The organism is Blautia sp. AM28-27, assembly GCF_003480905.1.
GTDB lineage: Bacteria > Bacillota > Clostridia > Lachnospirales > Lachnospiraceae > Fusicatenibacter > Fusicatenibacter saccharivorans.
In genome coordinates, this window is record NZ_QUJK01000002.1 from 408,279 (window position 1) to 429,837 (window position 21,559).

18 protein-coding genes are annotated in these 21,559 nt (G+C 50.3%); 13 read left to right on the top strand and 5 right to left on the bottom strand.

Going from position 1 to position 21,559, the window contains the following annotated elements; genetic code table 11:
• Positions 1 to 8: 8 nt before the first annotated feature.
• The 3 genes from DW743_RS06045 (at position 9) to DW743_RS06055 (ending at position 2,414) form a co-directional block, all read left to right on the top strand.
• Entirely contained in the window at positions 9 to 236 is a 228-nt protein-coding gene (locus tag DW743_RS06045; RefSeq protein ID WP_055227506.1) for a hypothetical protein, read from the top strand.
• Positions 233 to 787 carry a hypothetical protein gene (locus DW743_RS06050; protein WP_022461914.1) on the top strand — a complete coding sequence of 185 codons (555 nt, stop codon included), beginning with the start codon at positions 233 to 235 and terminating at the stop codon, positions 785 to 787. The genes DW743_RS06045 and DW743_RS06050 overlap by 4 nt, the downstream gene beginning before the upstream one ends.
• 202 nt (positions 788 to 989) lie before the next feature.
• A complete protein-coding gene (locus DW743_RS06055) occupies positions 990 to 2,414 on the top strand; it encodes an alanine/glycine:cation symporter family protein (protein ID WP_158568543.1) in 1,425 nt (474 codons plus the stop codon).
• A gap of 19 nt (positions 2,415 to 2,433) precedes the next feature.
• On the opposite strand, the gene DW743_RS06060 is transcribed toward DW743_RS06055, so the two are convergent.
• Positions 2,434 to 3,327 carry a polysaccharide deacetylase family protein gene (locus tag DW743_RS06060; protein WP_226906352.1) on the bottom strand — a complete coding sequence of 298 codons (894 nt, stop codon included), beginning with the start codon at positions 3,325 to 3,327 and terminating at the stop codon, positions 2,434 to 2,436.
• A gap of 136 nt (positions 3,328 to 3,463) precedes the next feature.
• Here DW743_RS06060 and recQ point away from each other — a divergent pair, with 136 nt between their 5' ends.
• The 3 genes from recQ to DW743_RS06075 all read left to right on the top strand — a co-directional run bounded on the left by recQ (position 3,464) and on the right by DW743_RS06075 (position 6,709).
• Positions 3,464 to 5,299, top strand: coding sequence for a DNA helicase RecQ (recQ, locus tag DW743_RS06065; RefSeq protein WP_117509420.1), 1,836 nt, complete (start codon positions 3,464 to 3,466; stop codon positions 5,297 to 5,299).
• Between the two features lie 52 nt (positions 5,300 to 5,351).
• Positions 5,352 to 6,233: a hypothetical protein gene (locus tag DW743_RS06070; RefSeq protein ID WP_117509205.1), complete on the top strand. Its 882-nt coding sequence runs from the start codon at positions 5,352 to 5,354 to the stop codon at positions 6,231 to 6,233.
• 137 nt (positions 6,234 to 6,370) lie between these two features.
• Positions 6,371 to 6,709 (top strand): cyclic-di-AMP receptor, encoded by a 339-nt coding sequence (locus tag DW743_RS06075; protein ID WP_055227503.1) that lies wholly within the window; start codon positions 6,371 to 6,373, stop codon positions 6,707 to 6,709.
• 4 nt (positions 6,710 to 6,713) lie between these two features.
• On the opposite strand, the gene DW743_RS06080 is transcribed toward DW743_RS06075, so the two are convergent.
• The 3 genes from DW743_RS06080 to DW743_RS06090 form a co-directional block, all read right to left on the bottom strand.
• Complete coding sequence (locus tag DW743_RS06080) at positions 6,714 to 7,481, bottom strand: TIGR03915 family putative DNA repair protein (RefSeq protein WP_117509204.1); 768 nt, start codon at positions 7,479 to 7,481, stop codon at positions 6,714 to 6,716.
• 98 nt (positions 7,482 to 7,579) lie between these two features.
• Complete coding sequence (locus DW743_RS06085) at positions 7,580 to 9,019, bottom strand: putative DNA modification/repair radical SAM protein (RefSeq protein ID WP_117509203.1); 1,440 nt, start codon at positions 9,017 to 9,019, stop codon at positions 7,580 to 7,582.
• A 322-nt stretch (positions 9,020 to 9,341) separates the two neighbouring features.
• Positions 9,342 to 9,821 carry a COG2426 family protein gene (locus DW743_RS06090; protein WP_055265411.1) on the bottom strand — a complete coding sequence of 160 codons (480 nt, stop codon included), beginning with the start codon at positions 9,819 to 9,821 and terminating at the stop codon, positions 9,342 to 9,344.
• A gap of 278 nt (positions 9,822 to 10,099) precedes the next feature.
• On the opposite strand from DW743_RS06090, the gene hisH reads away from it, so the two are divergent.
• The 4 genes from hisH to DW743_RS06110 are packed head-to-tail and all read left to right on the top strand — an operon-like array spanning position 10,100 to position 13,816.
• Positions 10,100 to 10,717, top strand: coding sequence for an imidazole glycerol phosphate synthase subunit HisH (hisH, locus tag DW743_RS06095; RefSeq protein ID WP_117509202.1), 618 nt, complete (start codon positions 10,100 to 10,102; stop codon positions 10,715 to 10,717).
• Positions 10,718 to 10,720: 3 nt separating this feature from the next.
• Entirely contained in the window at positions 10,721 to 11,482 is a 762-nt protein-coding gene (gene hisF / locus DW743_RS06100; RefSeq protein ID WP_055265415.1) for an imidazole glycerol phosphate synthase subunit HisF, read from the top strand.
• A 19-nt stretch (positions 11,483 to 11,501) separates the two neighbouring features.
• Positions 11,502 to 12,194, top strand: a complete 693-nt coding sequence (locus DW743_RS06105; protein ID WP_117509201.1) for a uracil-DNA glycosylase — start codon at positions 11,502 to 11,504, stop codon at positions 12,192 to 12,194.
• Positions 12,191 to 13,816 (top strand): putative polysaccharide biosynthesis protein, encoded by a 1,626-nt coding sequence (locus tag DW743_RS06110; RefSeq protein ID WP_117509200.1) that lies wholly within the window; start codon positions 12,191 to 12,193, stop codon positions 13,814 to 13,816. Before DW743_RS06105 ends, DW743_RS06110 begins: the two co-directional genes overlap by 4 nt.
• 229 nt (positions 13,817 to 14,045) lie before the next feature.
• Here the strand turns inward: DW743_RS06110 and DW743_RS06115 are convergent, their stop codons facing one another.
• Positions 14,046 to 18,299, bottom strand: coding sequence for a 2-hydroxyacyl-CoA dehydratase (locus tag DW743_RS06115; protein ID WP_117509199.1), 4,254 nt, complete (start codon positions 18,297 to 18,299; stop codon positions 14,046 to 14,048).
• Between the two features lie 258 nt (positions 18,300 to 18,557).
• On the opposite strand from DW743_RS06115, the gene tgt reads away from it, so the two are divergent.
• From tgt to leuB, 3 genes are all read left to right on the top strand, one after another.
• On the top strand, positions 18,558 to 19,694 hold the full coding sequence (gene tgt, locus DW743_RS06120) for a tRNA guanosine(34) transglycosylase Tgt (protein ID WP_117509419.1): 1,137 nt from the start codon (positions 18,558 to 18,560) through the stop codon (positions 19,692 to 19,694).
• Between the two features lie 123 nt (positions 19,695 to 19,817).
• On the top strand, positions 19,818 to 20,162 hold the full coding sequence (gene yajC, locus DW743_RS06125) for a preprotein translocase subunit YajC (protein WP_117509198.1): 345 nt from the start codon (positions 19,818 to 19,820) through the stop codon (positions 20,160 to 20,162).
• Between the two features lie 283 nt (positions 20,163 to 20,445).
• Positions 20,446 to 21,531: a 3-isopropylmalate dehydrogenase gene (leuB, locus tag DW743_RS06135; RefSeq protein ID WP_117509196.1), complete on the top strand. Its 1,086-nt coding sequence runs from the start codon at positions 20,446 to 20,448 to the stop codon at positions 21,529 to 21,531.
• The last annotated feature ends 28 nt before the right edge of the window (positions 21,532 to 21,559 follow it).

Here is a 21,559-nt window from a genome sequence, read left to right on the forward strand (position 1 = left end):
GATAAAAAATGGATGGAAGAAACACGGGCCGCATGGGCTTCTCTCATGCAGCAGAGGACTCTGCGGAGAATATGATGGCGGCAGTCAAAGCCGGAAAAATCCGAAAACATCTGATGGGAAATACCTCGCCGATCCGCTACGGAACAATGGAAAAACGCGAGATGACCGAATATACCGACTTTGTCCGGACGAAACTCTGCTATGAAATCCTGAATCTGCCCGGGGAGGAAAAATGAATACAATAGAAAAAATATACACAAACTACGACGGACTTCTGGAAGAATTTTCCGAGGAAGTAATCCAGAGCCGTTACGCTGTTTTTTACGAAGAAATCGAGGAATTTGCCAAGAGTCTCGGCATCCGCGAGAAAATCCAGATCAGCGAGTCGCTGTTGAGCCATGCAGTGCTGGACTATTTCACGGATATTTCCCGCCTGAAACATTTTCATCAGGCAAAGCATATCAATTCATTGAAAGTGATCTCCTATGAGACCTACTGGCTGCTGCGGAGAAAACCGATCCAGATCCTGGTGGAGGATGAGACATCGGATGCGATGGCATTTCTGAACGAAAAGTTCGTCTTTTCCCGGATTGCCAAATATCTGATGGGCGACGGAAAACGGGTGATTTTAAGTCCGGAGACGAAAAAAGGCTTTCTGAATTATCTCGATTCGCTGTTTTATTACCTGAAATACCGCAATTACGATGCAGAAATGCTCGAGATGATGCTGATGGGCTTCAAAGCGGGTGTTCTCGTGGCGGATGATTTAAAGGAGCAGGAGTCCTGAAAAACGGGCGGAAGCGGAATACAACAAAATAAGATGAAGATCGAAAGAACCGGACGGGCCGTAAGGCTGCTGTCGGGTTCTTTTTTTGTGCGGTGCTGCATAAAGTGCAGAGAAAACATTGCGATGCATGGACAGAAAACCGTTTAACAATGGAGGGACGGGAACTGCTTTCCTTTGGAACTTTGTACAGGGAGGAATGGATATGACCACGCTTGAAAAAATCAATGCATTTCTAAAAGCGGTGAATGCAGCCGCCTGGGGACCGCCGCTTCTTTTTCTGCTGCTTGGGACAGGCATTTTTCTGACCATCCAGCTTCGCGCGCTACCCATTCGACGGTTGTTCTTTGCGCTTCGTACAGCATTCGGCCGTGAGGCGAGATACAGCGGGGAGAAAACAGAAGCAGGAGTTTCGCCGTTCGCATCGCTGATGACGGAACTTGCGGCGGAAATCGGGACGGGCAATATCGTGGGGGTTGCCTCCGCAATGGCGCTTGGAGGACCAGGAGCACTGGGATGGATGATGCTGGCGGCGGTTGTGGGACTTGCTTTGAAATTTTCTGAGAGTTTTCTCTCGGTGCAGTACCGGATGCAAAGAAAAGACGGAACATACTGCGGCGGTCCGATGGTGACGCTGACCAGAGCATTTCCGGGGGAGCGGCTGGCGAAGATGCTGGCTGTGTTTTTTGCCGGAAGCACCGTGCTGGTATCTCTCGGAATGGGCAATATGACGCAGGCAAACTCGATTGCGCTGGCGATGCAGGATACGTTTGGCGTGGCAAGAGAAAAAAGCGCGTTGGTGCTGACGATTCTTCTTCTGCTCGTGGTGACAGGCGGACTGCGTTCCATTGCAAAAGCGGCGGAGGTGCTGGTACCGGGAATGGCACTCTTTTATCTGGGCGGGGCAGGAATGGTAATCGGTCTGCACGCCGGAGAGCTTCCGCGGACACTGCTTGCGATAGTACGGGACGCGTTTTCTTTCCGGGCGGTATCGGGAGGAGCGGTGGGTGCGGGAATTTCCCTGCTGCCGCCGGCCTTGCGGTATGGAATTTCCCGCGGTGTGTTTTCGAATGAAGCAGGGCTTGGAGCAGGCGGAATCAGTGCTGCGGCGGCACAGACCGACGATCCCGTGCGGCAGGGGTACATCAGCATGACAGGTGTGTTCGTTGATACCATGGTGATCTGTCTTGTGACCGGCCTTGCCGTTGGAGTGACCGGGGCGGCAGAGGGGATACTGGAGGCGGAAAAAGCGGATGGAGCGGCGATGGTAATTCAGGCCTTTGAAAGTGTGTTCGGACCGGCGGGAGGCTATGTTGTCGCGGTCGGGATTCTGCTGTTCGCATTTGCAACGATGGCCGGCTGGGCATACCAGGGGGAGCAGGCGTTTCTCTGGCTGGTGAAAAAGGATAGCTTCGGAATGGTTTACCGTGTTTTCTTCTGTTTTGCAGCGTTTGCCGGGTGCGTCTGCATGGCAGAAACGGTCTGGAATTTTGCGGAGCTTGCCAATGCCTGCATGGCGGTGCCGAACCTGCTCTGTGTGCTGCGGCTCTGGAAGGAAGTAAAAGAGGAGGCATTCCGGTTTGAAAGCAGGATAAAAAAAGCAGAACAAAAGAAAGATAGAAATACATGAGAAACCGTATTTCCGGTCCTCAGGCAGATTTCGATGCGAGCTGATCGAGAGAGCCGAAAGAATATCCCATTTCTTCCCATTTCGTCAGCAGCTCATCGAGAATCTCCGCGTTGGTGGATGAGGTATTATGAAGCAGGACGATGGCACCGGGATGAATGCGTCCGGTCAACTTTTTGAAAGCCTCCTCGTGGGTCGGCTGCTGATCCTGGTACCAGTCTACATAGGCGAGACTCCAGAAAAACGTCTGGTATCCGAGGTCCTTTGCCATCTGCAGGTTCTGTGTGCTGTATTTTCCCTGCGGCGGCCGGTAAAATTTCACCATTTCCTGGCCGGTGGTTTCCTGATAAAGTGTGGAGACTCGGTTCAGTTCTTCTGAGAAGGCTTCCTGCGTGGAGATTTTGGACATATCCGGGTGCGACCAGGTGTGGTTTCCGACGATATGGCCTTCCGCTGCCATACGTTTGACAAGATCCGGCTGGTCGGAGAGAAAATTGCCGACGACAAAGAACGTTGCGGGAGCCTGATGCTTCTGGAGCGCATCAAGAATCGTTGGTGTGTTGCCGTTTTCATAGCCGCAGTCAAACGTCAGATAGATGATGTTTTCTTCCGGTGAAGCGGCAAACCAGGCGTTGTAGGCGGCAAGCTCTTCGGATGTAGCATTGCCGACGGGAGTCTTCCCTTTTTCCGGGAAGGAGAGCCCCCAGTTTTCGGCAGCAGAGGAGAGGACGGGCATCGAAACGGAAGAAACAGGTGTCTCCGGCGCAGCAGAGAGAAAAACTGGGGCTGCCTTTCGGAGCGCACGGCAGGTAAAGTGGGACAGAACAGAGCCAAAAAGAAAAGCGGAGCAGAAAAAAGCGGCGGCGATACCGGCTTTTTTCAGGATCCGGCGGGAAAGGGGTGAAAGAGAACGCATAAAATCCCCCTCCAGGACTTTTTGAGACAATATATGTATGGATGAAAGAAAACATGCGGCACACATCTGTTTGACTTTACCTGCAATCTATGTCACAATGGAGGTAGAGTGGATGGAAAGGGCAGAGAAAAACAAGATGACAAAATATGAGGTTTTAAAAAAGTACTTCGGTTACGATTCCTTCCGGGAGGGGCAGGAGATGCTGGTGGATGCGCTTCTGAACGGACAGGACGTGCTCGGCATCATGCCGACCGGAGCAGGAAAATCGCTGTGTTATCAGATTCCGGCGCTTCTGCTGCCAGGAATTACCCTGGTGGTATCACCGTTGATTTCTCTGATGAAGGATCAGGTATCGACCCTGAACCAGGCGGGGATTCACGCTGCGTTTCTGAACAGCTCCTTAAGTGCGGCGCAGTACCGGAAGGCACTCGGCTTTGCCATGGAGGGCCGGTACAAGATTATTTATGTCGCCCCGGAACGCCTTCTGACACCGGAATTTTTGTGCGCGGTGCAGTCGATGGAAATTTCGATGATTAGTGTTGATGAGGCACACTGTATTTCCCAGTGGGGTCAGGATTTCCGCCCAAGCTACCTGAAAATCACAGAGTTTGTCGAGCAGCTTCCCGCACGGCCGGTGATCGGTGCCTTTACGGCAACGGCAACAAAAGAGGTACGGGATGATATCGAAGCACTACTGTCTTTGCGTGATCCGGTACGTCTGGTCACAGGCTTTGACCGGAAAAATCTGAAATTTACGGTACAGCAGCCGAAAGATAAATTCGCAGCCGTGGAATCATTCCTTGCAGAGCACGAGGCGGACTGCGGAATTATTTACTGTCTGACCAGAAAAAATGTGGAGGAGGTCTGTGAGAAACTCGAGCAGAAAGGATATTCTGTCACAAGATACCATGCGGGTCTCTCTGACCTGGAACGGAAGGAAAACCAGGAAGATTTTATTTATGACCGGAAGCAGATCATGGTAGCGACAAACGCTTTTGGTATGGGAATCGATAAATCGAATGTGCGGTACGTCATCCATTATAATATGCCGAAAAACATGGAAAGCTATTATCAGGAGGCCGGACGAGCAGGCAGGGACGGCCTTCCGGCGGAATGTATTCTGCTGTACGCGGGACAGGACGTCATCACAAACCAGTTTTTTATCGAAAACATGGCGCAGGAGAGTGAGGATCCCGAGACGACAGCGCTGATCCGTCAGCGGGAGGAGGAACGGCTGAAGAAAATGACGTTTTACTGTTTCACCCATGAGTGCCTCAGAGATTATATCCTGAGGTATTTCGGGGAATACGGTTCCAATTACTGTGGAAACTGTTCCAACTGCCTCTCGGAATTTGAAACGGTGGATGTGACAGCGGCGGCAAAGGCAATCCTTGGCTGTGTGCGGGAATGCCGTCAGCGCTACGGCACGACGGTGATTCTCGATACCCTGCACGGTGCGAATACCGCGAAAATCCGCCAGTACCGCATGGATGAAAACTCCCATTACGGGGAACTGGCAAAAGAGCCGGTCTACCGGCTGCGGCAGATCTTAAATGAACTGCAGGTCCGGGAATATCTCTATGTAACGGCCGACACATACAGCATTGTGCGCCTGTTGCCAAAAGCGGCGGAGCTGCTGGATGAGGACGGCACGATGCTGATGAAGATGGCAAAAGAAGAAAAACGGATTCCGAAAGCCGCAAAAGAGAAGACAAAGACAAAAACCTCGGCAGCGGCAAAGGATCTTTCCAACGAGGAGGCCGCGGTATTCGAAAAACTGCGGGCACTCCGGATGGAGCTTGCAAAGGAGCATAAAGTGCCTCCGTATATTATCTTCTCGGATAAAACACTGATCCAGATGGCGATGGAGAAACCGTCCAACAAAGAGGAAATGCTGGCGGTCTCTGGTGTCGGCGAGAGCAAATTTGAAAAGTACGGGGAACCGTTTCTTGCATGTCTTGCAGAAAGATAAAACAAGTCGTGTAAAAAAAACGGGAAAACAACAGGAAAGGAAGAATACGCTTATGAAAAAAGAAAACGCAGTTATTTTTGGAGTGACCGGTGTTGTAGTTGCCGCCGTGCTGATTGGAGGCGGAATCTATATGAAAACGGAACGGGACCGAAATCTGAATGCAGATACAGCAAGTACTGCAGCGGACAGCAATAGGGCAGAAGAAGTACAGAAAGCCGTATTTCTTGCAGAAGATTCCGGGTTATGGTACCTGGGAGATCTGGAACACGGAAACATCTATGTGACACATACACCGTCCGACACACTTTACGATGAAAATGGAAATGCTATTGATCCGTCCGAGATCAAAAAAGGAGATTTTCTTCAAGTGGAGGGCGACGGTATTATGCTGAACTCCTATCCGGGACAATATCCGGGTATCAGCCGTATTATGAGAATCAGCGGCGGTACGGAGGCGGATGCAGAAAAATTCGATGAGGAACTTTCCCAGATTCTGCCGGAAAAGGATCCATCGGAAATTCCGTTTCTGAATCTGTGCTACACACAGCCAAATGCCCAGGTGACAGCTATGGCAACACAGGGAGGTTATACCTGGTCTTATGTTGATGAGGACGGCAATGGTCAGAACGTCGTTGCGGACAGTGCGTTCATTCTGGAATGGACGGAACTGAGTGATCTGCATACAGCAAATGACGAAGGAAAAACCGATCTGGAGCTTGTCTTCTCGGAGGAGCCGGATTCTGTCACAGCAGAAAGATGGCCGGCCGAAGACCGGGGGCAGAACTTTGGCAATGGTTACCCGGAGGGAGAAAGCGTTTCTGTGGAGCATGCGGAGAGCTGGAGCATTCCGGGAGCCGAGGCCGGCTACATCTACGAAGTGGACGCGGTATTCGAAAATGGAACCGTGTCATACGGATTTGAAGTGAAAAAGTAAAAAAAGACTTTCTTTTTCCGTGACATTATGCTATTTTTACTGTGAAAACAGAAAAATGCAATGTGCCATACGGCATAAGCAGCTGACTTTTCAAAAATCAGAATCCGTTTGACCGGAGGATGCGAGGAGGAATTTGTATGAAGTTAATTGTTGCTGTATTACGGAAAGAGGACGAGGCAGACACCATTGCCGAGTTGAACAAAAAAGGCTTTTTTGTGACGGAGCTTGCCACGACCGGCGGTTTCCTGAAGGAGAAGAACACAACACTGCTGATCGGAACCGATGATCATAAGCTCGACGCTGTGCTTGCGATCTTAAAACAGGAAGCAGGGCTTCGGAAAACAGTTACCTATGCGGCCACCCCGATGGAAAGCGGAAACTTCTGCCCGGGCGGAAATTACTCTGTTCCGATTGATACCCAGACAGGAGGCTGTACTGTGTTTGTGCTGAACATGGAACAGCTGGAAAAATTCTAAGACTCTAAAAATTTTTAAATTCCGGCATATGATCCCGGTAGTGGAGCGGCAGATGCGTACGCTGACAGTCGGGATTGGAACGCTCTTTGATGGCAATTGCGGTGAAAAATCCTTTCCAGAGTTCTTCGTAAGGGTCCGAAGTGGATTCCGTGAGGGAAAGGCGTTCTATTTCATCCGGAGAAAGACGGGTCAGATAAAAGGGCCGGTCAGCGGGATGCACGACGGCAAGCTGCCGGTTATCATCGAGAATCATCCAGTTTTCTGAGGGAAGCCGGTCAGAAAAATGGGGAGCGACCAGGGTCAGCACATTGGCTTTCGGGGAAATATGCGAGACCAGGATCGGAAAACCGGAGGAAATATTTGCAAAACGGATAAATTCCCGGAACGAATGCGCTTCATTTGTGACCTGACGGGAAACTTCAAAAGCGTGGAATACCGCCGGTTCCTGCAGCATATGCAGGGTATCCTTTCCATAGGAAAAGCCGTAGAGCAGAAAACGATAAATGATGTCGGGAGCGTCGCTTCTCTCGGACATTGCACAGAGATAGACGAGCCGCCAGGCTGCTGCGCCGATCTTCTTTTGAATGGATCGCGTGACGCTGGCGGCTTTTTCTGTGTCCGGCTCAACATGGCAGTAATCGCAGAACAGCTCCAGATTGCCGACTGGTTCCGTCATCAGCCGTACATTGCGGTAGCCGAGACGGGAATTCCAGGCTTCATAGATGCAGGTCAGGATCGACGCAAGATCCGGGCTGCAGGTGTAAACAGTCATAATAAAATCCTTTCTGAAATCAATTGATACAGACAACAGCCTTCTGCAAAAAGCGCAGATACAGCAAAAAGGCTTTTCCGTGAGAAGAACGCCCGGGATTATATATGCCCAGGTACGGCAGCATCAAACAGAGAAAGCTGCTGATACTGTTCCGGATGGGAAACCTCCCAGTTGGAGGCGGCTTCCTCTCCCGTGAGCTGCCGGGTCAGAAACTGCTGTTCCAGCCGCATGTGATACATCATTTTTCCCTCGCAGGTGATAAAATATTTGGCGCGTTTCAGCACCACACCGATCTTTTTCAGATGATCAAATGAAAGATGGGAGCTTCTGCGGCTCTTTACAATCCGCATGGCCGATTTCGGCCCGATGCCGGGAACGCGCAGAAGGTCGGCATACTCAGCCGTGTTGATCTCCACCGGAAACAGCTCCATATGGCGCAGCGCCCAGTCGCATTTCGGGTCGAGCTGTGCATGAAAGTTCGGGTGGGCTTCATCGAGCAGTTCATCCGCCTGAAAACCGTAGAAGCGGAGCAGCCAGTCTGCCTGATAAAGGCGGTGTTCCCGAAGAAGCGGCGGCTTGGTTTCACGTGAGGGCAGGGCGGAATCCTCGTTGACCGGAATGTAGGCGGAGTAAAAGACGCGCTTCAGGTCATACTGCTGGTAGAGAAGCTGTGAGGTGGAGAGAAGCTGGTAATCGTTTTCCTTTGTCGCACCGATGATCATCTGCGTGCTCTGGCCGGCAGGAACGAAGGGAGCAGAGCGTTCCTTTTCCGGCAGTGACCGCGCGGAGGAGGAAGAGATCCAGCCCAGATCGGCAGCGGAGGCGGAAATCTGCTTTCGTGTATCGAAAATGGAGTGGGAGAGATAGCGGTTTCCCGAGGAACGCTCTAAAAAAGCGCTTTTCCCTGCGGTCAGCCGGTAATCTACAATACCGGACTGGATCTGGCGCATGGGTTTTAAAATCGCTTTCTGTGTCTTCTGCGGGGCCAGTTTCTGCAGCCCTTCTCCGGTCGGGAGTTCCAGATTGACGCTCATGCGGTCGGCGAGATAGCCGGTCTTTTCGATCAGCTCGGCGGGTGCGCCCGGGATAGCTTTGACGTGGATGTAGCCGTTAAAGCGGTAACGATTACGTAAAAGATGCAGAGTGCGGTACATGAGCTCCATCGTATGGGCAGGATTTTTGCAGACGGCGGAACTTAAAAAGAGTCCCTCAATATAGTTTCGGCGATAAAATTCCGTGACGAGTGTACAGACCTCCTCCGGTGTAAACGTGGCGCGCTGCCGGTCATTCCCGGCGCGGTTGACGCAGTATTTACAGTCGTAGATACAGTCGTTGCTCTGCAGAATTTTCAACAGAGAGATACAGCGTCCGTCGGAAGAAAAGCTGTGGCAGATACCGCAGGAGACCGAATTGCCGAGATGTCCCTGTTTTCCGGCACGGTTCACACCGCTGGAAGTGCACGCAACGTCGTATTTGGCCGCGTCAGCGAGAAGATTCAGCTTCTCGGAGAGAGAAAGTGTTTGTGATGATAACTGCATGGCAGAAAAATTCCTTTCTATGTCCAAATGAATACGAATAAAAGTAAAACAATAAGATAACAGGTATTTTATAAAAAGAACAACTGTTCGATAAAAGAAGTGTAACACAAATCGAACGAATGTTCAAGAGGAAAAATGAAAATAGTACAAGAAAATACTGGAAGAAAAGAAACAGAATTCGATCCGGAAAAACGTGAACAGGAAACAGCAGGGAAAATTTCTGTTAGAAAAAAGTTATACAAAAACAGCCGCACAGATCGGAAAAACAAATCTGTGCGGCTGTAAGCCAAATTTTATGGAATTGAAACGGAAGCAGAGCCGTTTACGCCAAAAGCGCCCCAATTGCCCCGAATACGCCGGAACTTGCAAGCAGCATGATGACGCTTGCAAGGAGAACACCGCCCATGATGGCGAGAACGCTGGTCTTAAAGTCCATATCGAGGATACTTGCGGCCAGTGTGCCGGTCCATGCGCCGGTTCCCGGGAGCGGAATGCCGACGAAGAGCAGCAGGGCGAGCGGAAGTCCGCGGCCGGCTTTTGCTTTCAGTTTTTCCCCGCCTTTTTCGCCTTTTTCCAGACACCAGGTGAAGAATTTTCCGATATACTTTTTATCACATCCCCAGACAAGAACCTTTCGAGCGAACAGGAAAATAACCGGAACCGGAAGCATATTTCCGATGACGGCGATCAGATAGGCCGGAAGCGTCGGAATATGGAAAGCTACCGCGTACGGAATCGCACCACGCAGCTCGATGAGCGGAACCATGGAAATCAAAAATACAATCAGATATTTGGTAATCATATACACCTCTCGTTTTTCACAAAATGTTATCGTTTCTTAGTGCAACGCTCTTATTGTAGCGTGATGCCCGCCATTTGTCCAGTATAAAAAGAAAGAAAGGAGCGGGAGTAAAAGAAATCTTAAGAATTTCTGCATTTTTGTATAATTTTATAACCTTCAAAATTTGAATTTTAGAAAACGGTATGTTAGAATGAAGTGTACTGTTTGCAAAAGAACAGCAGAGATGCCCCCAATGACAGGGGGCGTGGACTGAAATAACAAACGAGGAGGACCCACCTATGATTGCACTGATCGACTATGATGCCGGAAATATAAAAAGCGTGGAAAAAGTCTTTCAAAGCCTTGGAAAAGAGGTTGTACTGACCAGGGATCCAGACGTGTTAAAACGCGCAGATCACGTCGTTCTGCCGGGTGTCGGCAGCTTTGGAGATGCGATGGAAAATCTGAACCGCTATCATCTGGTACCGGTTATTCATGAAATCGTAGAAAAAGGGACTCCGTTTCTTGGAATCTGCCTCGGACTTCAGATCCTGTTTGAACGCAGCGAAGAGAGCCCGGGCGTTGCAGGCCTTGGCCTGTTAAAAGGAGAAATTCTCCGGATTCCGGACAAAGAGGGCTTAAAGATTCCGCACATGGGCTGGAATTCCATCCATCTGCAGAACGGTGGACGCTTATTCAAAGGCATCCCGCAGAAATCGTATGTTTACTTTGTCCACTCCTACTATCTGAAAGCAGAAGAGGAGGAAATTGTAAAAGCAACGACAGAGTACAGTACACACATCCATGCATCTGTGGAAAAAGGAAATCTGTTCGCCTGCCAGTTCCACCCGGAAAAGAGCTCAGATCTTGGGCTTGCCATTCTGAAAAACTTTGCGGAAATTGGAGAGGAGGACTGACGGATGTTTACAAAACGAATTATCCCATGCCTGGATGTAAAAAACGGAAGAGTCGTAAAAGGTGTTAATTTCGTCGATTTAAAAGATGCCGGCGACCCGGTGGAGATCGCAAAAGCGTACGACAAGGCAGGAGCCGATGAGGTTGTTTTTCTTGATATCACGGCCTCCTCCGATCAGAGAGGAACTGTTGTTGATATGGTGCGCAAAGTAGCAGCAAACGTTTTTATCCCGTTCACCGTCGGCGGCGGAATCCGTACCGTGGATGATTTCAAGATGCTGCTCCGCGAAGGAGCCGATAAAATCTCGATCAACTCCTCTGCCATCAACAATCCGCAGCTCATCCACGACGCGGCACAGAAATTCGGCAGCCAGTGCGTGGTCGTTGCGATCGACGCCAAGAAAAGAGCGGACGGAAGCGGCTGGAATATCTATAAAAACGGCGGCCGCATCGATGTCGGCATCGATGCCGTTGCGTGGGCAAAAAAAGCAGAAAGCCTTGGCGCCGGAGAAATCCTGCTCACCAGCATGGACTGCGACGGAACAAAGGCGGGATACGATATCGAGCTGACAAGAACGATCGCAGAGAGCGTCGGCATCCCGGTCATCGCATCCGGCGGCGCAGGAACGCTGGAGCATTTTTATGATGCCTTAACCGAAGGAAAAGCCGATGCTGCACTTGCCGCATCTCTGTTCCACTACAAAGAACTGGAAATTCGTGAAGTCAAAGAATATCTGGCAGGCCGCAATGTGCCGGTCCGCCTGTAAAAGGAAGGGAGAAAACGATATGCCGCCTCTTAGCGGAAGCTGGGCCAATGCCCTGAAAGGAGAATTCTCCAAAGATTATTATAAAAAACTGTTTCAGACGGTGGGAGCGGAGTACAAAACCCACACGATTTACCCGCCGGCTGATGATATTTTCAATGCGTTCCACTTTACCCCACTTGAGCAGGTAAAAGTAGTCATCTTAGGCCAGGACCCGTACCACGAGCCGGGACAGGCACACGGACTCTGCTTTTCTGTAAAACCGGAAGTAGACATTCCGCCGTCCCTGGTCAACATTTATAAGGAACTCGAAGACGATCTGGGATGCTACATCCCGAACAACGGCTATCTCGAAAAATGGGCACGGCAGGGTGTTCTGATGCTGAACACGGTGCTGACTGTGCGTGCGCATCAGGCAAATTCCCACAAGGAAATCGGCTGGGAGCAGTTCACGGACGCGGCAATCAAAGTGCTCGCCGGGCAGGACCGCCCGATGGTCTTCATCCTCTGGGGACGTCCCGCACAGCGCAAAAAAGAGATGATCCACAATCCAAAACATCTGGTGCTGATGTCCGCTCATCCGAGCCCGCTCTCTGCATACCGCGGATTTTTCGGCAGCCATCCGTTTTCCAGAACGAACGAATATCTGGAAGAAAACGGTCTTGCGCCGATTGACTGGCAGATCGAAAATGTAATCCGGGGAGCGAAAGAATGAGTAAAAAGAAAAATACGTTACTGAGAAATACTTCTATCTTGATGGCTGCAACGATTATCTCGCGTGTGATCGGTCTTTTATACCGGTCGCCGCTCGGCGAAACCATTGGAAATGAGGGACTTGGTTATTACAGTACAGCGAGCAATCTGTATACGATCCTGCTGCTGATCTCGTCCTACAGTATTCCGATGGCAGTATCGAAAATCGTATCCGAACGCCTGGCATTAAAAGAGTACCGGAACGCACACCGCGTTTTCCGCGGAGCCCTCCTTTATGCCGTAATCGTGGGAGGAATCGCTGCACTGGTGGCGTTTTTCGGCGGAAAATTCCTTCTGCCATATAACCAGCAGAATGCCATCCTGGCCCTGCGCGTACTGGCACCGACCATCTTCTTCTCGGCGATTCTCGGCGTCCTGCGCGGCTATTTCCAGGCCCACAGCACGATGATGCCGACTTCGATTTCACAGATCATCGAGCAGATATTCAACGCTGCTTTCAGTATCGGTGCAGCCTGGTTCTTTATCCAGCAGTTTGCGACAAATGACACCGAGCGTGCGAAATTCGGTGCTGCCGGCGGAACCCTCGGAACGGGAGCCGGTGTGCTGGCAGGCCTTTGCTTTATGCTGCTCGTTTACGGGGTAAACCGGAAAAGCATTCTGCGAAAAGCAGCCAAAGACACACGCCACCGCGAAGAATCCTACCGCGAAATCTTTCAGGTACTCTTTCTGATGGTAACACCGGTCATCTTCACGACCTTTATTTATAACTGTAACGCTTACCTGGACAACTATCTGTTCTTTACCATTCTCGGATGGCACGGCGAAAACCAGAAAGCGCTGAACGCTGCATACGGCGAGTTTTCCAACTATTACGTTACGCTGATTAACGTCCCGCTTGCCATGGCAAGCGCATCCGCATCTGCGATGATGCCGGAGGTGTCTTCCTGCTACGCAACCGGTGACCTCGACGAGGCAAACGACAAAATTCTGGAAACGATCCGCCTGACCATGTTTATTTCCATTCCGGCTGCCGTCGGCCTTGGAGTCCTGGCATTCCCGATTACAGGCGTTTTGTTCCCGTCAAGTTCGAGCCTTTCCGGCAAACTGCTGATGATGGGTGCCGTATCGGTTGTCTTTTCTGCACTGTCTACCATTACCAACAGTGTCCTGCAGTCGATCGGGCAGCAGAAGAAAGCCTTGCACAATGCAGCAATTTCCCTTGGAATGGATCTCGTCGTCCTGGCGCTGATCCTTGCAGTTTTCCCAAAGACAAACATTTATGCCGTTGTCTTTGCAGGAATCCTGTTCTCCCTTAGCATGTGCGTATTGAATAACCTTTCGATCCGCAAACACCTGAATTTCCGCAATGAGTTCAAAAATACCTATGTAAAACCATTGATCGCAGCAGCTATTATGGGTGTTGTAACCTGGATTGTTTATTATGGTCTGTTCGCCATTACGAAGCGTCCATCGATCAGTATGCTGGCCGCAATTCTGATCGCAATCGTCGTATATCTGATTGCTTTTGTGGTTGTAACCGGTACGACGGAAGCAGAAATGCGCCGTATGCCGATGGGAACGAAGCTGGTAAAGGTTCTCCGCATCCTGCGGATTTACCGCTGAAAACAGAAGAGAAAATCCTGCTTTGCGGGATTCTCCGCCTGCGGCGGGCCGCTTTAGCGATAGAATTCCCCGCCGCCGCAGTGCGATCCTGCCCGGAGGGCTTATAACGGGGAATGTCAACGAAATTTCCTGTTATGTAAAAAAAGCTCCTGTCCGGAAAACAGAAAAAACTGTTTTCCGGACAGGAGCTTTTTTAAATATCGGAATAGAAAAATCAGTATGTAACTTCTTATGCGTCTTTCTCTCCGCCAGATTCCTGTTTCAGATTCTTATTTGCGGTAGAAAGCATCAGCTTAATACGGTTCAGCTGGTTAACCTCCGAAGCGCCTGGATCGTAGTCGACTGCCACGATATTTGCCTTCGGATACTCCTTGCGAATGGCTTTAATAACACCTTTACCGACAATATGATTCGGCAGGCACGCAAACGGCTGGATGCAGACGATATTGTAAACGTCGCTGTGGATCAGCTCCATCATCTCGCCTGTCAGGAACCATCCCTCACCTGTCTGGTTACCGCAGGAAACAATCGGAGAAGCATACTTCGCCAGATCCCGTACATCAGCCGGCGGATCAAAGTGTTCGCTCTTCTTGAACTCTGCAACTGCCGCGCTCCGCAGCCAGTTGATCAGCTTAATGCCCGTATTTCCGAGCATCGAAGAGCTCTTCTTGAATCCAAGGTGCTCTACCTTGAAATTCGTATTGTAGAAGCAATAGCAGAAGAAATCGATCAGATCCGGCACAACCGGCTCGGCGCCTTCGCTTTCGAGAAGCTCCGCCAGATGGTTATTGGCCGCCGGAAGGAACTTAACCAGAATCTCGCCGACAATACCGACACGCGGTTTTTTCTCGTCCGTAATCGGAATGTGGTCAAAGTCGCGGATCATCGTGCGGCAGATCTGTTTAAAACGGGTATGACTCAGGTGTTTGGAAGAAATGAAATCAATACAGATTTTCTCCCATTTCCTGTGAATCCGGTCTGTCGTGCCCTTTTTCTGCTCATAAGGACGCATCCGGTAGATACATTTCATCATGATATCACCGAACTCCGCCGCATAGCAGAGACGGATTGCAAGATCCGGTGTAATCTTGAAGCCCGGATTTTCTTCGAGACCGCTCAAGTTAATCGAGATGACCGGAATCTGCGTCATATCGGCCTTCTCCAGTGCACGGCGAATAAATCCGATATAGTTGGAAGCACGGCAGCCGCCGCCGGTCTGGCTCATGATGACGGCTACTTTATTCAGGTCATACTTGCCGGAGAGCAGCGCCTGCATAATCTGTCCGACTACCATCAGAGACGGATAGCAGGCATCGTTGTTTACGTATTTCAGGCCGACGTCGACCGCCTCTTTGTTGTCATTTGGAAGCACTTCCAGATGGTATCCGGCAGCATTGAATGCAGGCTGCAGAATCGAGAAGTGGATCGGTGACATCTGCGGGCAGAGGATCGTGTAATCTTTGCGCATCTCTTTTGTGAAGACCGGCTTCTGGATCGAGGATGGAACAATTTCACGTACCGCCTGTTTGCGGTCATGTGCACGCAGAGCGGCGAGCAGAGAGCGGACACGGATTCTGGCAGCGCCGAGGTTGTTGACCTCATCGATCTTCAGGCAGGTATAAATTTTACCGCTTCTGGTCAGAATCTCATAAACCTCATCGGTGGTAACGGCGTCGAGACCGCAGCCGAACGAGTTCAGCTGGATCAGGTCAAGATCATCGCGTGTCTTTACGTAGTTTGCAGCCGCATACAGACGGGTGTGATACATCCACTGGTCATTGACACGAAGCGGGCGCTCGAGCGGTGCAAGATGGGAAACAGAGTCCTCTGTTAAAACGCACAGACCGTAGGAGTTAATCATATCCGGAATACCGTGATGAATTTCCGGATCGATGTGGTACGGTCTTCCGGCAAGTACGATACCTCTGCGGCCGGTTTCTTTCATATACTGCAGCGTCTCTTCACCTTTTTTCTGCATATCACGTCTTGCAGCGGCGAGCTCCTCCCATCCGGCATGGACAGCGGCGCGGACCTCATCCTCCGGCAGGCCGGAAAATTCTTTTGCCAGGCCGTCGGCGAGAACCTTTTCACTCGTAAATGCGAGGAACGGATTGCGGAATGTGATGGAGTCGTCCTGGAGCTCATCCACGTTGTTTTTGATGTTCTCCGCGTAGGAAGTAACGATCGGGCAGTTGTAGTGGTTGATGGCCTCCGGGAACTCGGTACGCTCGTACGGGATACACGGATAGAAGATGAATTTTACGCCGTGGCGTAAGAGCCAGGTCACATGGCCGTGGGCCAGTTTCGCCGGGTAACACTCGGATTCACTCGGGATCGATTCGATGCCGAGCTCATAAATCTTGCGGCTTGAAGTCGGGGAGAGTACCACGCGGTATTTCAGCTGCGTGAAGAAGGTGTACCAGAACGGATAGTTCTCGAACATATTGAGGACTCTCGGAATGCCGACCTCTCCGCGGATTGCTTCATCCTGCGGCAGCGGCTGGTAGCCGAAGATTCGTTTGTATTTGTATTCGAACAGGTTCGGAATATGATCCTTGTTTTTCTCTTTTCCGATTCCGCGCTCACAGCGGTTTCCGCTGATGTACTGACGGCCGCCGGAGAATTTGTTGATGGTCAGACGGCAGCTGTTCGTACAGCCTTTGCAGTTTGCCATCGTGGTCGAGTATTTCAGCTCATTGATCTTTTCGATGGAGAGCATCGTAGTCTCCTGATCTGCCGAATAGCGCTCTCTTGCGATCAGCGCCGCACCGAACGCACCCATAATGCCGGCGATGTCCGGGCGGATGGCTTCGCAGTTGGCGATCCGCTCAAAGCTTCGAAGAACGGCATCGTTGTAGAATGTACCGCCCTGTACGACGATGTGGCGTCCCAGCTCGGTGGCATCGGAAACTTTAATTACCTTATACAATGCGTTTTTGATGACGGAGCAGGCAAGTCCGGCAGAAATATCAGCAACGGATGCGCCTTCTTTCTGCGCCTGTTTTACCTTGGAATTCATAAATACGGTACAGCGGGTACCAAGATCGATCGGGTGTTTTGCGAACAGTGCTTCGTGTGCAAAATCCTGTACACTGTAGTTCAGGGACTGCGCGAAGGTTTCGATAAAGGAACCGCAGCCGGAGGAACATGCTTCATTGAGCTGTACGCTGTCTACAGTGCCGTTTTTGATCTTGATACATTTCATATCCTGACCGCCGATGTCGAGAATACAGTCGACTTCCGGATCGAAGAATGCTGCGGCATAGTAATGAGAAATCGTTTCAACCTCACCCTCGTCCAGCATCAGCGCAGCTTTGATGAGTGCTTCGCCGTAACCGGTGGAACAGGACCAGGCGATCTGTGCGGAATCCGGCAGTTTGGAGTAGATTTCCTGGATCGCGCGGATCGAGGTGCCGAGCGGATTTCCGTGGTTGTTGCTGTAGAAGGAATACAGAAGAGCGCCATCCTCACCAACGAGCGCGGCTTTTGTGGTTGTGGAACCGGCATCGATTCCGAGATAGCAGTTTCCTTCGTAAGTGGAAAGATCAGCCGTTACAACATTGTTGACGCTCTGGCGGGCCAGGAATGCATCGTACTCCTCCTTGTCTTTAAACAGCGGTTCGAGACGGGCAACCTCAAAATCGATGGCTACTTTTTCTTCGAGCCGTTTTTTCAGCGCGAGAAGAGAAACCTCGGTCTTTCCCTCTGCATTCATTGCAGAACCGATGGCTGCAAACAGATGAGAGTTGTCCGGCACGATCGCGTGCTCGTCATCCAGTTTTAAGGTGCGGACGAACGCTGTCTTTAATTCCGAGAGGAAGTGCAGCGGGCCGCCAAGGAAGGCAACGTGGCCGCGGATTGGTTTACCGCAGGCAAGACCGGAAATGGTCTGGTTGACGACTGCCTGGAAAATAGAAGCGGCAAGATCCTCTTTTGTTGCACCGTCGTTGATGAGCGGCTGGATATCCGTTTTTGCGAATACACCGCAGCGGGCAGCGATCGGGTAGATGGCCTGGTAATGTTTCGCGTACTCATTCAGGCCGGTTGCATCGGTCTGCAGAAGAGAAGCCATCTGGTCGATGAACGAACCGGTACCGCCGGCGCAGATACCGTTCATACGCTGTTCGACATTGCCGCCTTCAAAATAGATGATTTTGGCATCCTCGCCGCCGAGCTCGATGGCAACGTCGGTCTGCGGAGCCAGTGCTTTTAACGATGTGGAAACTGCGATAACCTCCTGCGTGAACGGAATGCCAAGATGGTTGGCAAGCGCGAGTCCGCCGGAACCGGTGATGACGGGCTGCAGGGTCAGTTCGCCCAGTTTTTCGTGGGCTTCCCCGAGCAGATGGGCAAGTGTTTCCTGGATGTTTGCAAAATGGCGCTCGTAATCGGCAAAGAGAAGCTGGTTCTCTTCGTTGAGGATCGCAATTTTAACAGTAGTGGAACCGATGTCGATTCCAAGAGTATATTTTTTATCAGTCATGAATCAAACTCCTTTTATAATAAGAAACAATCTCAACACATTATACGACAAAAAATAAGGAAATACAATTGGAAAAAAGGCGATGTCTTATGAAAAAAGTATAAAGTCCTTGTGAAAAATGGAGAAAGCGGGAAAGAAAAAAGAGAGAAAAAAGAAAATTCAGGCATTGTCAAAAACAGATTTTGCCTGTATACTAAAAATAGTATGCCCTGCATGAAAACAGGAGGCAGGGATCATTGAGAAAGGATGAAAAGCGTTATGTATAAAATTCTGAAAATGGAAGGAAGAGCGAAGCGCGCCCATATGGAAACCGTGCACGGCAATATCGAAACGCCGGTATTCATGAATGTCGGAACTGCAGCAGCAATCAAGGGAGCTGTTTCCACCGAAGATCTCCAGCAGATCGGCACGCAGGTAGAACTTTCCAATACGTATCACCTCCATGTGCGCCCGGGAGATGAAGTCGTAAAGAAGATGGGCGGACTCCACAAATTCATGGTCTGGGACAAACCGATCCTGACCGATTCCGGCGGATTCCAGGTGTTTTCTCTGGCAGGCCTTCGGAAAATCAAGGAGGAGGGTGTCTATTTCCACTCGCACGTAGATGGAAGAAAGATCTTTATGGGACCGGAGGAGAGTATGCAGATCCAGTCCAACCTGGCTTCAACCATCGCGATGGCTTTCGACGAGTGCCCGTCGAGTGTGGCAGAGCGCCGTTATGTGCAGAATTCTGTCGACCGCACGGCGAGATGGCTGCAGCGATGCAAAAATAAGATGCAGGAGCTGAACCAGCGGGAAGACACGATCAACAAACATCAGCTTCTGTTCGGAATCAACCAGGGTGCGATTTATGAGGATATCCGCATTGACCATGCAAAACGGATTTCCGAGATGAATCTCGATGGCTATGCAGTCGGCGGTCTGGCAGTAGGAGAGAGCCACGAGGAGATGTACCATATTCTCGACGAAGTCGTTCCGTACCTGCCGAAAGACAAACCGACGTATCTGATGGGCGTTGGAACGCCGGCAAACATTCTGGAAGGCGTAGAGCGCGGCATCGATTTCTTCGACTGCGTATATCCGAGCCGGAACGGACGCCACGGCCACGTTTACACAAACCATGGAAAAATGAACCTGTTCAATCAGAAATACGAGCTGGATCCGCGTCCGATCGAGGAAGGCTGCCAGTGCCCGGCGTGCCGTCACTACAGCAGAGCCTACATCCGTCATCTGCTGAAAGCAAAAGAGATGCTCGGCATGCGGCTCTGTGTTCTGCACAACCTGTATTTCTATAACAATATGATGACAGAAATCCGGACCGCGCTGGACGAGGGCAATTTTGCTTCCTACAAACGGGCAAAACTCGCAGGATTTGAGGAATACGACAAAAAGTAATCGGGAAAGTATGAAATCTTTGGAAAATATCCGAAAAAGACTTGCCCATCGGTTCCGGATTGTGTATTATGATAGGTGTGTCTAAAGAACGGGATGTACTCTCGAATAACAGGAGGAAAGAAAATGTTTTTAGCAACAACAACAGCAGCAAACAGCGGTGTGATGAGCACTGGTATGTTAATTATGTGGCTGGTCATCATGTTCGGTATGATGTATTTCTTAATGATCCGCCCGCAGAAGAAAGAGCAGAAAAAACTGCAGGCAATGCTGAATGACCTCGCAGTCGGCGATGCAGTCATCACAACAAGCGGTTTCTACGGCGTAGTCATCGATATCACAGACGACGATGTCATCGTAGAGTTCGGAAACAACAAAAACTGCCGTATCCCGATGCGCAAAACAGCCATCACAGAGGTTGAAAAACCGGAGACAGCAGTCGTTGAAGAGAAAACAGAAAAGAAAAAATAATTTCACACGGCGAAAAGCCAGGAAAAACGCAGGTATTCAAAAAGAACGAATGCCTGCGTTTTTTTCGCCCCCGAAACTTCTTCGGCGGAACACGGCGAAAACGGGGAAAAATGCCGCGTATTTTTCTTTTAAATGGCAAAAAAGCAAAAAGATTATTGCGTTTCGTCCGATGCAAAGAAATTTCGTGTTGAAATTACCGGAAAAATGGCGTATAATTTAGAAATGCTATAGACGCAGAGAAAATAGAACGGTTTTTCAGCCGGAAGAAAAGAGGGAGAAAAATATGGAATACCGTATTGGATTAATTCACGGTGACGGAATCGGACCGGAAATTGTAAAGGAAGCAAAAAAAGTTCTGGACGCTGTCTGCGAGAAATATGGACATAAGTTTGAATATACCAACCTTCTGCTGGGCGGAGCCTCCATTGATGTGCACGGCGTGCCGCTGACAGATGAAACCATAGAAGAAGCAAAGAAATGCGACGCTGTCCTGATGGGCTCCATCGGAGGAGATGCAAAAACATCCCCATGGTACAAATTAAGCCCGGACAAGCGCCCGGAGGCAGGACTCTTAAAAATCCGGAAATCGTTAGGCCTGTTTGCAAACCTGCGTCCGGCTTACCTGTATCAGGAATTGAAAGATGCCTGCCCGTTAAAAGAAGAGATCATCGGCGAGGGCTTCGACATGCTGATTATGCGTGAACTGACCGGCGGCCTGTACTTTGGAGAGCGCAGCACTGTAGAAGAAAACGGCATCCGGAAAGCAACCGATACGCTGACCTACAGCGAGACCGAAATCCGCCGCATTGCAATCCGTGCATTCGACATCGCCATGAAGAGAAAGAAAAAAGTAACGAGCGTAGATAAAGCAAACGTTCTCGATTCCTCCCGTCTGTGGAGATCCGTGGTAGAGGATGTTGCAAAAGATTACCCGGAAGTTACCTTAGAGCATATGCTGGTCGACAACTGTGCGATGCAGATCGTCCACAATCCGTGCCAGTTTGACGTCGTTCTGACCGAGAACATGTTCGGAGATATTCTTTCCGATGAGGCAAGTATGGTAGCAGGCTCGATCGGAATGCTTTCTTCCGCCAGCCTGAAAGAGACAAAATTTGGTCTGTACGAGCCAAGCCACGGCTCTGCACCGGACATCGCAGGAAAGAACATCGCAAACCCGATTGCAACGGTTCTGTCCGCAGCCATGATGCTCCGCTATTCCCTGGATCTCGATCAGGAGGCAGAGGCAGTCGAAAATGCTGTACAGAAAATTTTAAAAGACGGATACCGGACCGTAGACATTATGTCTGAGGGATGTACCCAGGTATCTACATCCGAAATGGGAGATCTGCTGGTAAAAGCACTGGCATAAAACTGTAAGATAAGAAAAGAGGAAAAAA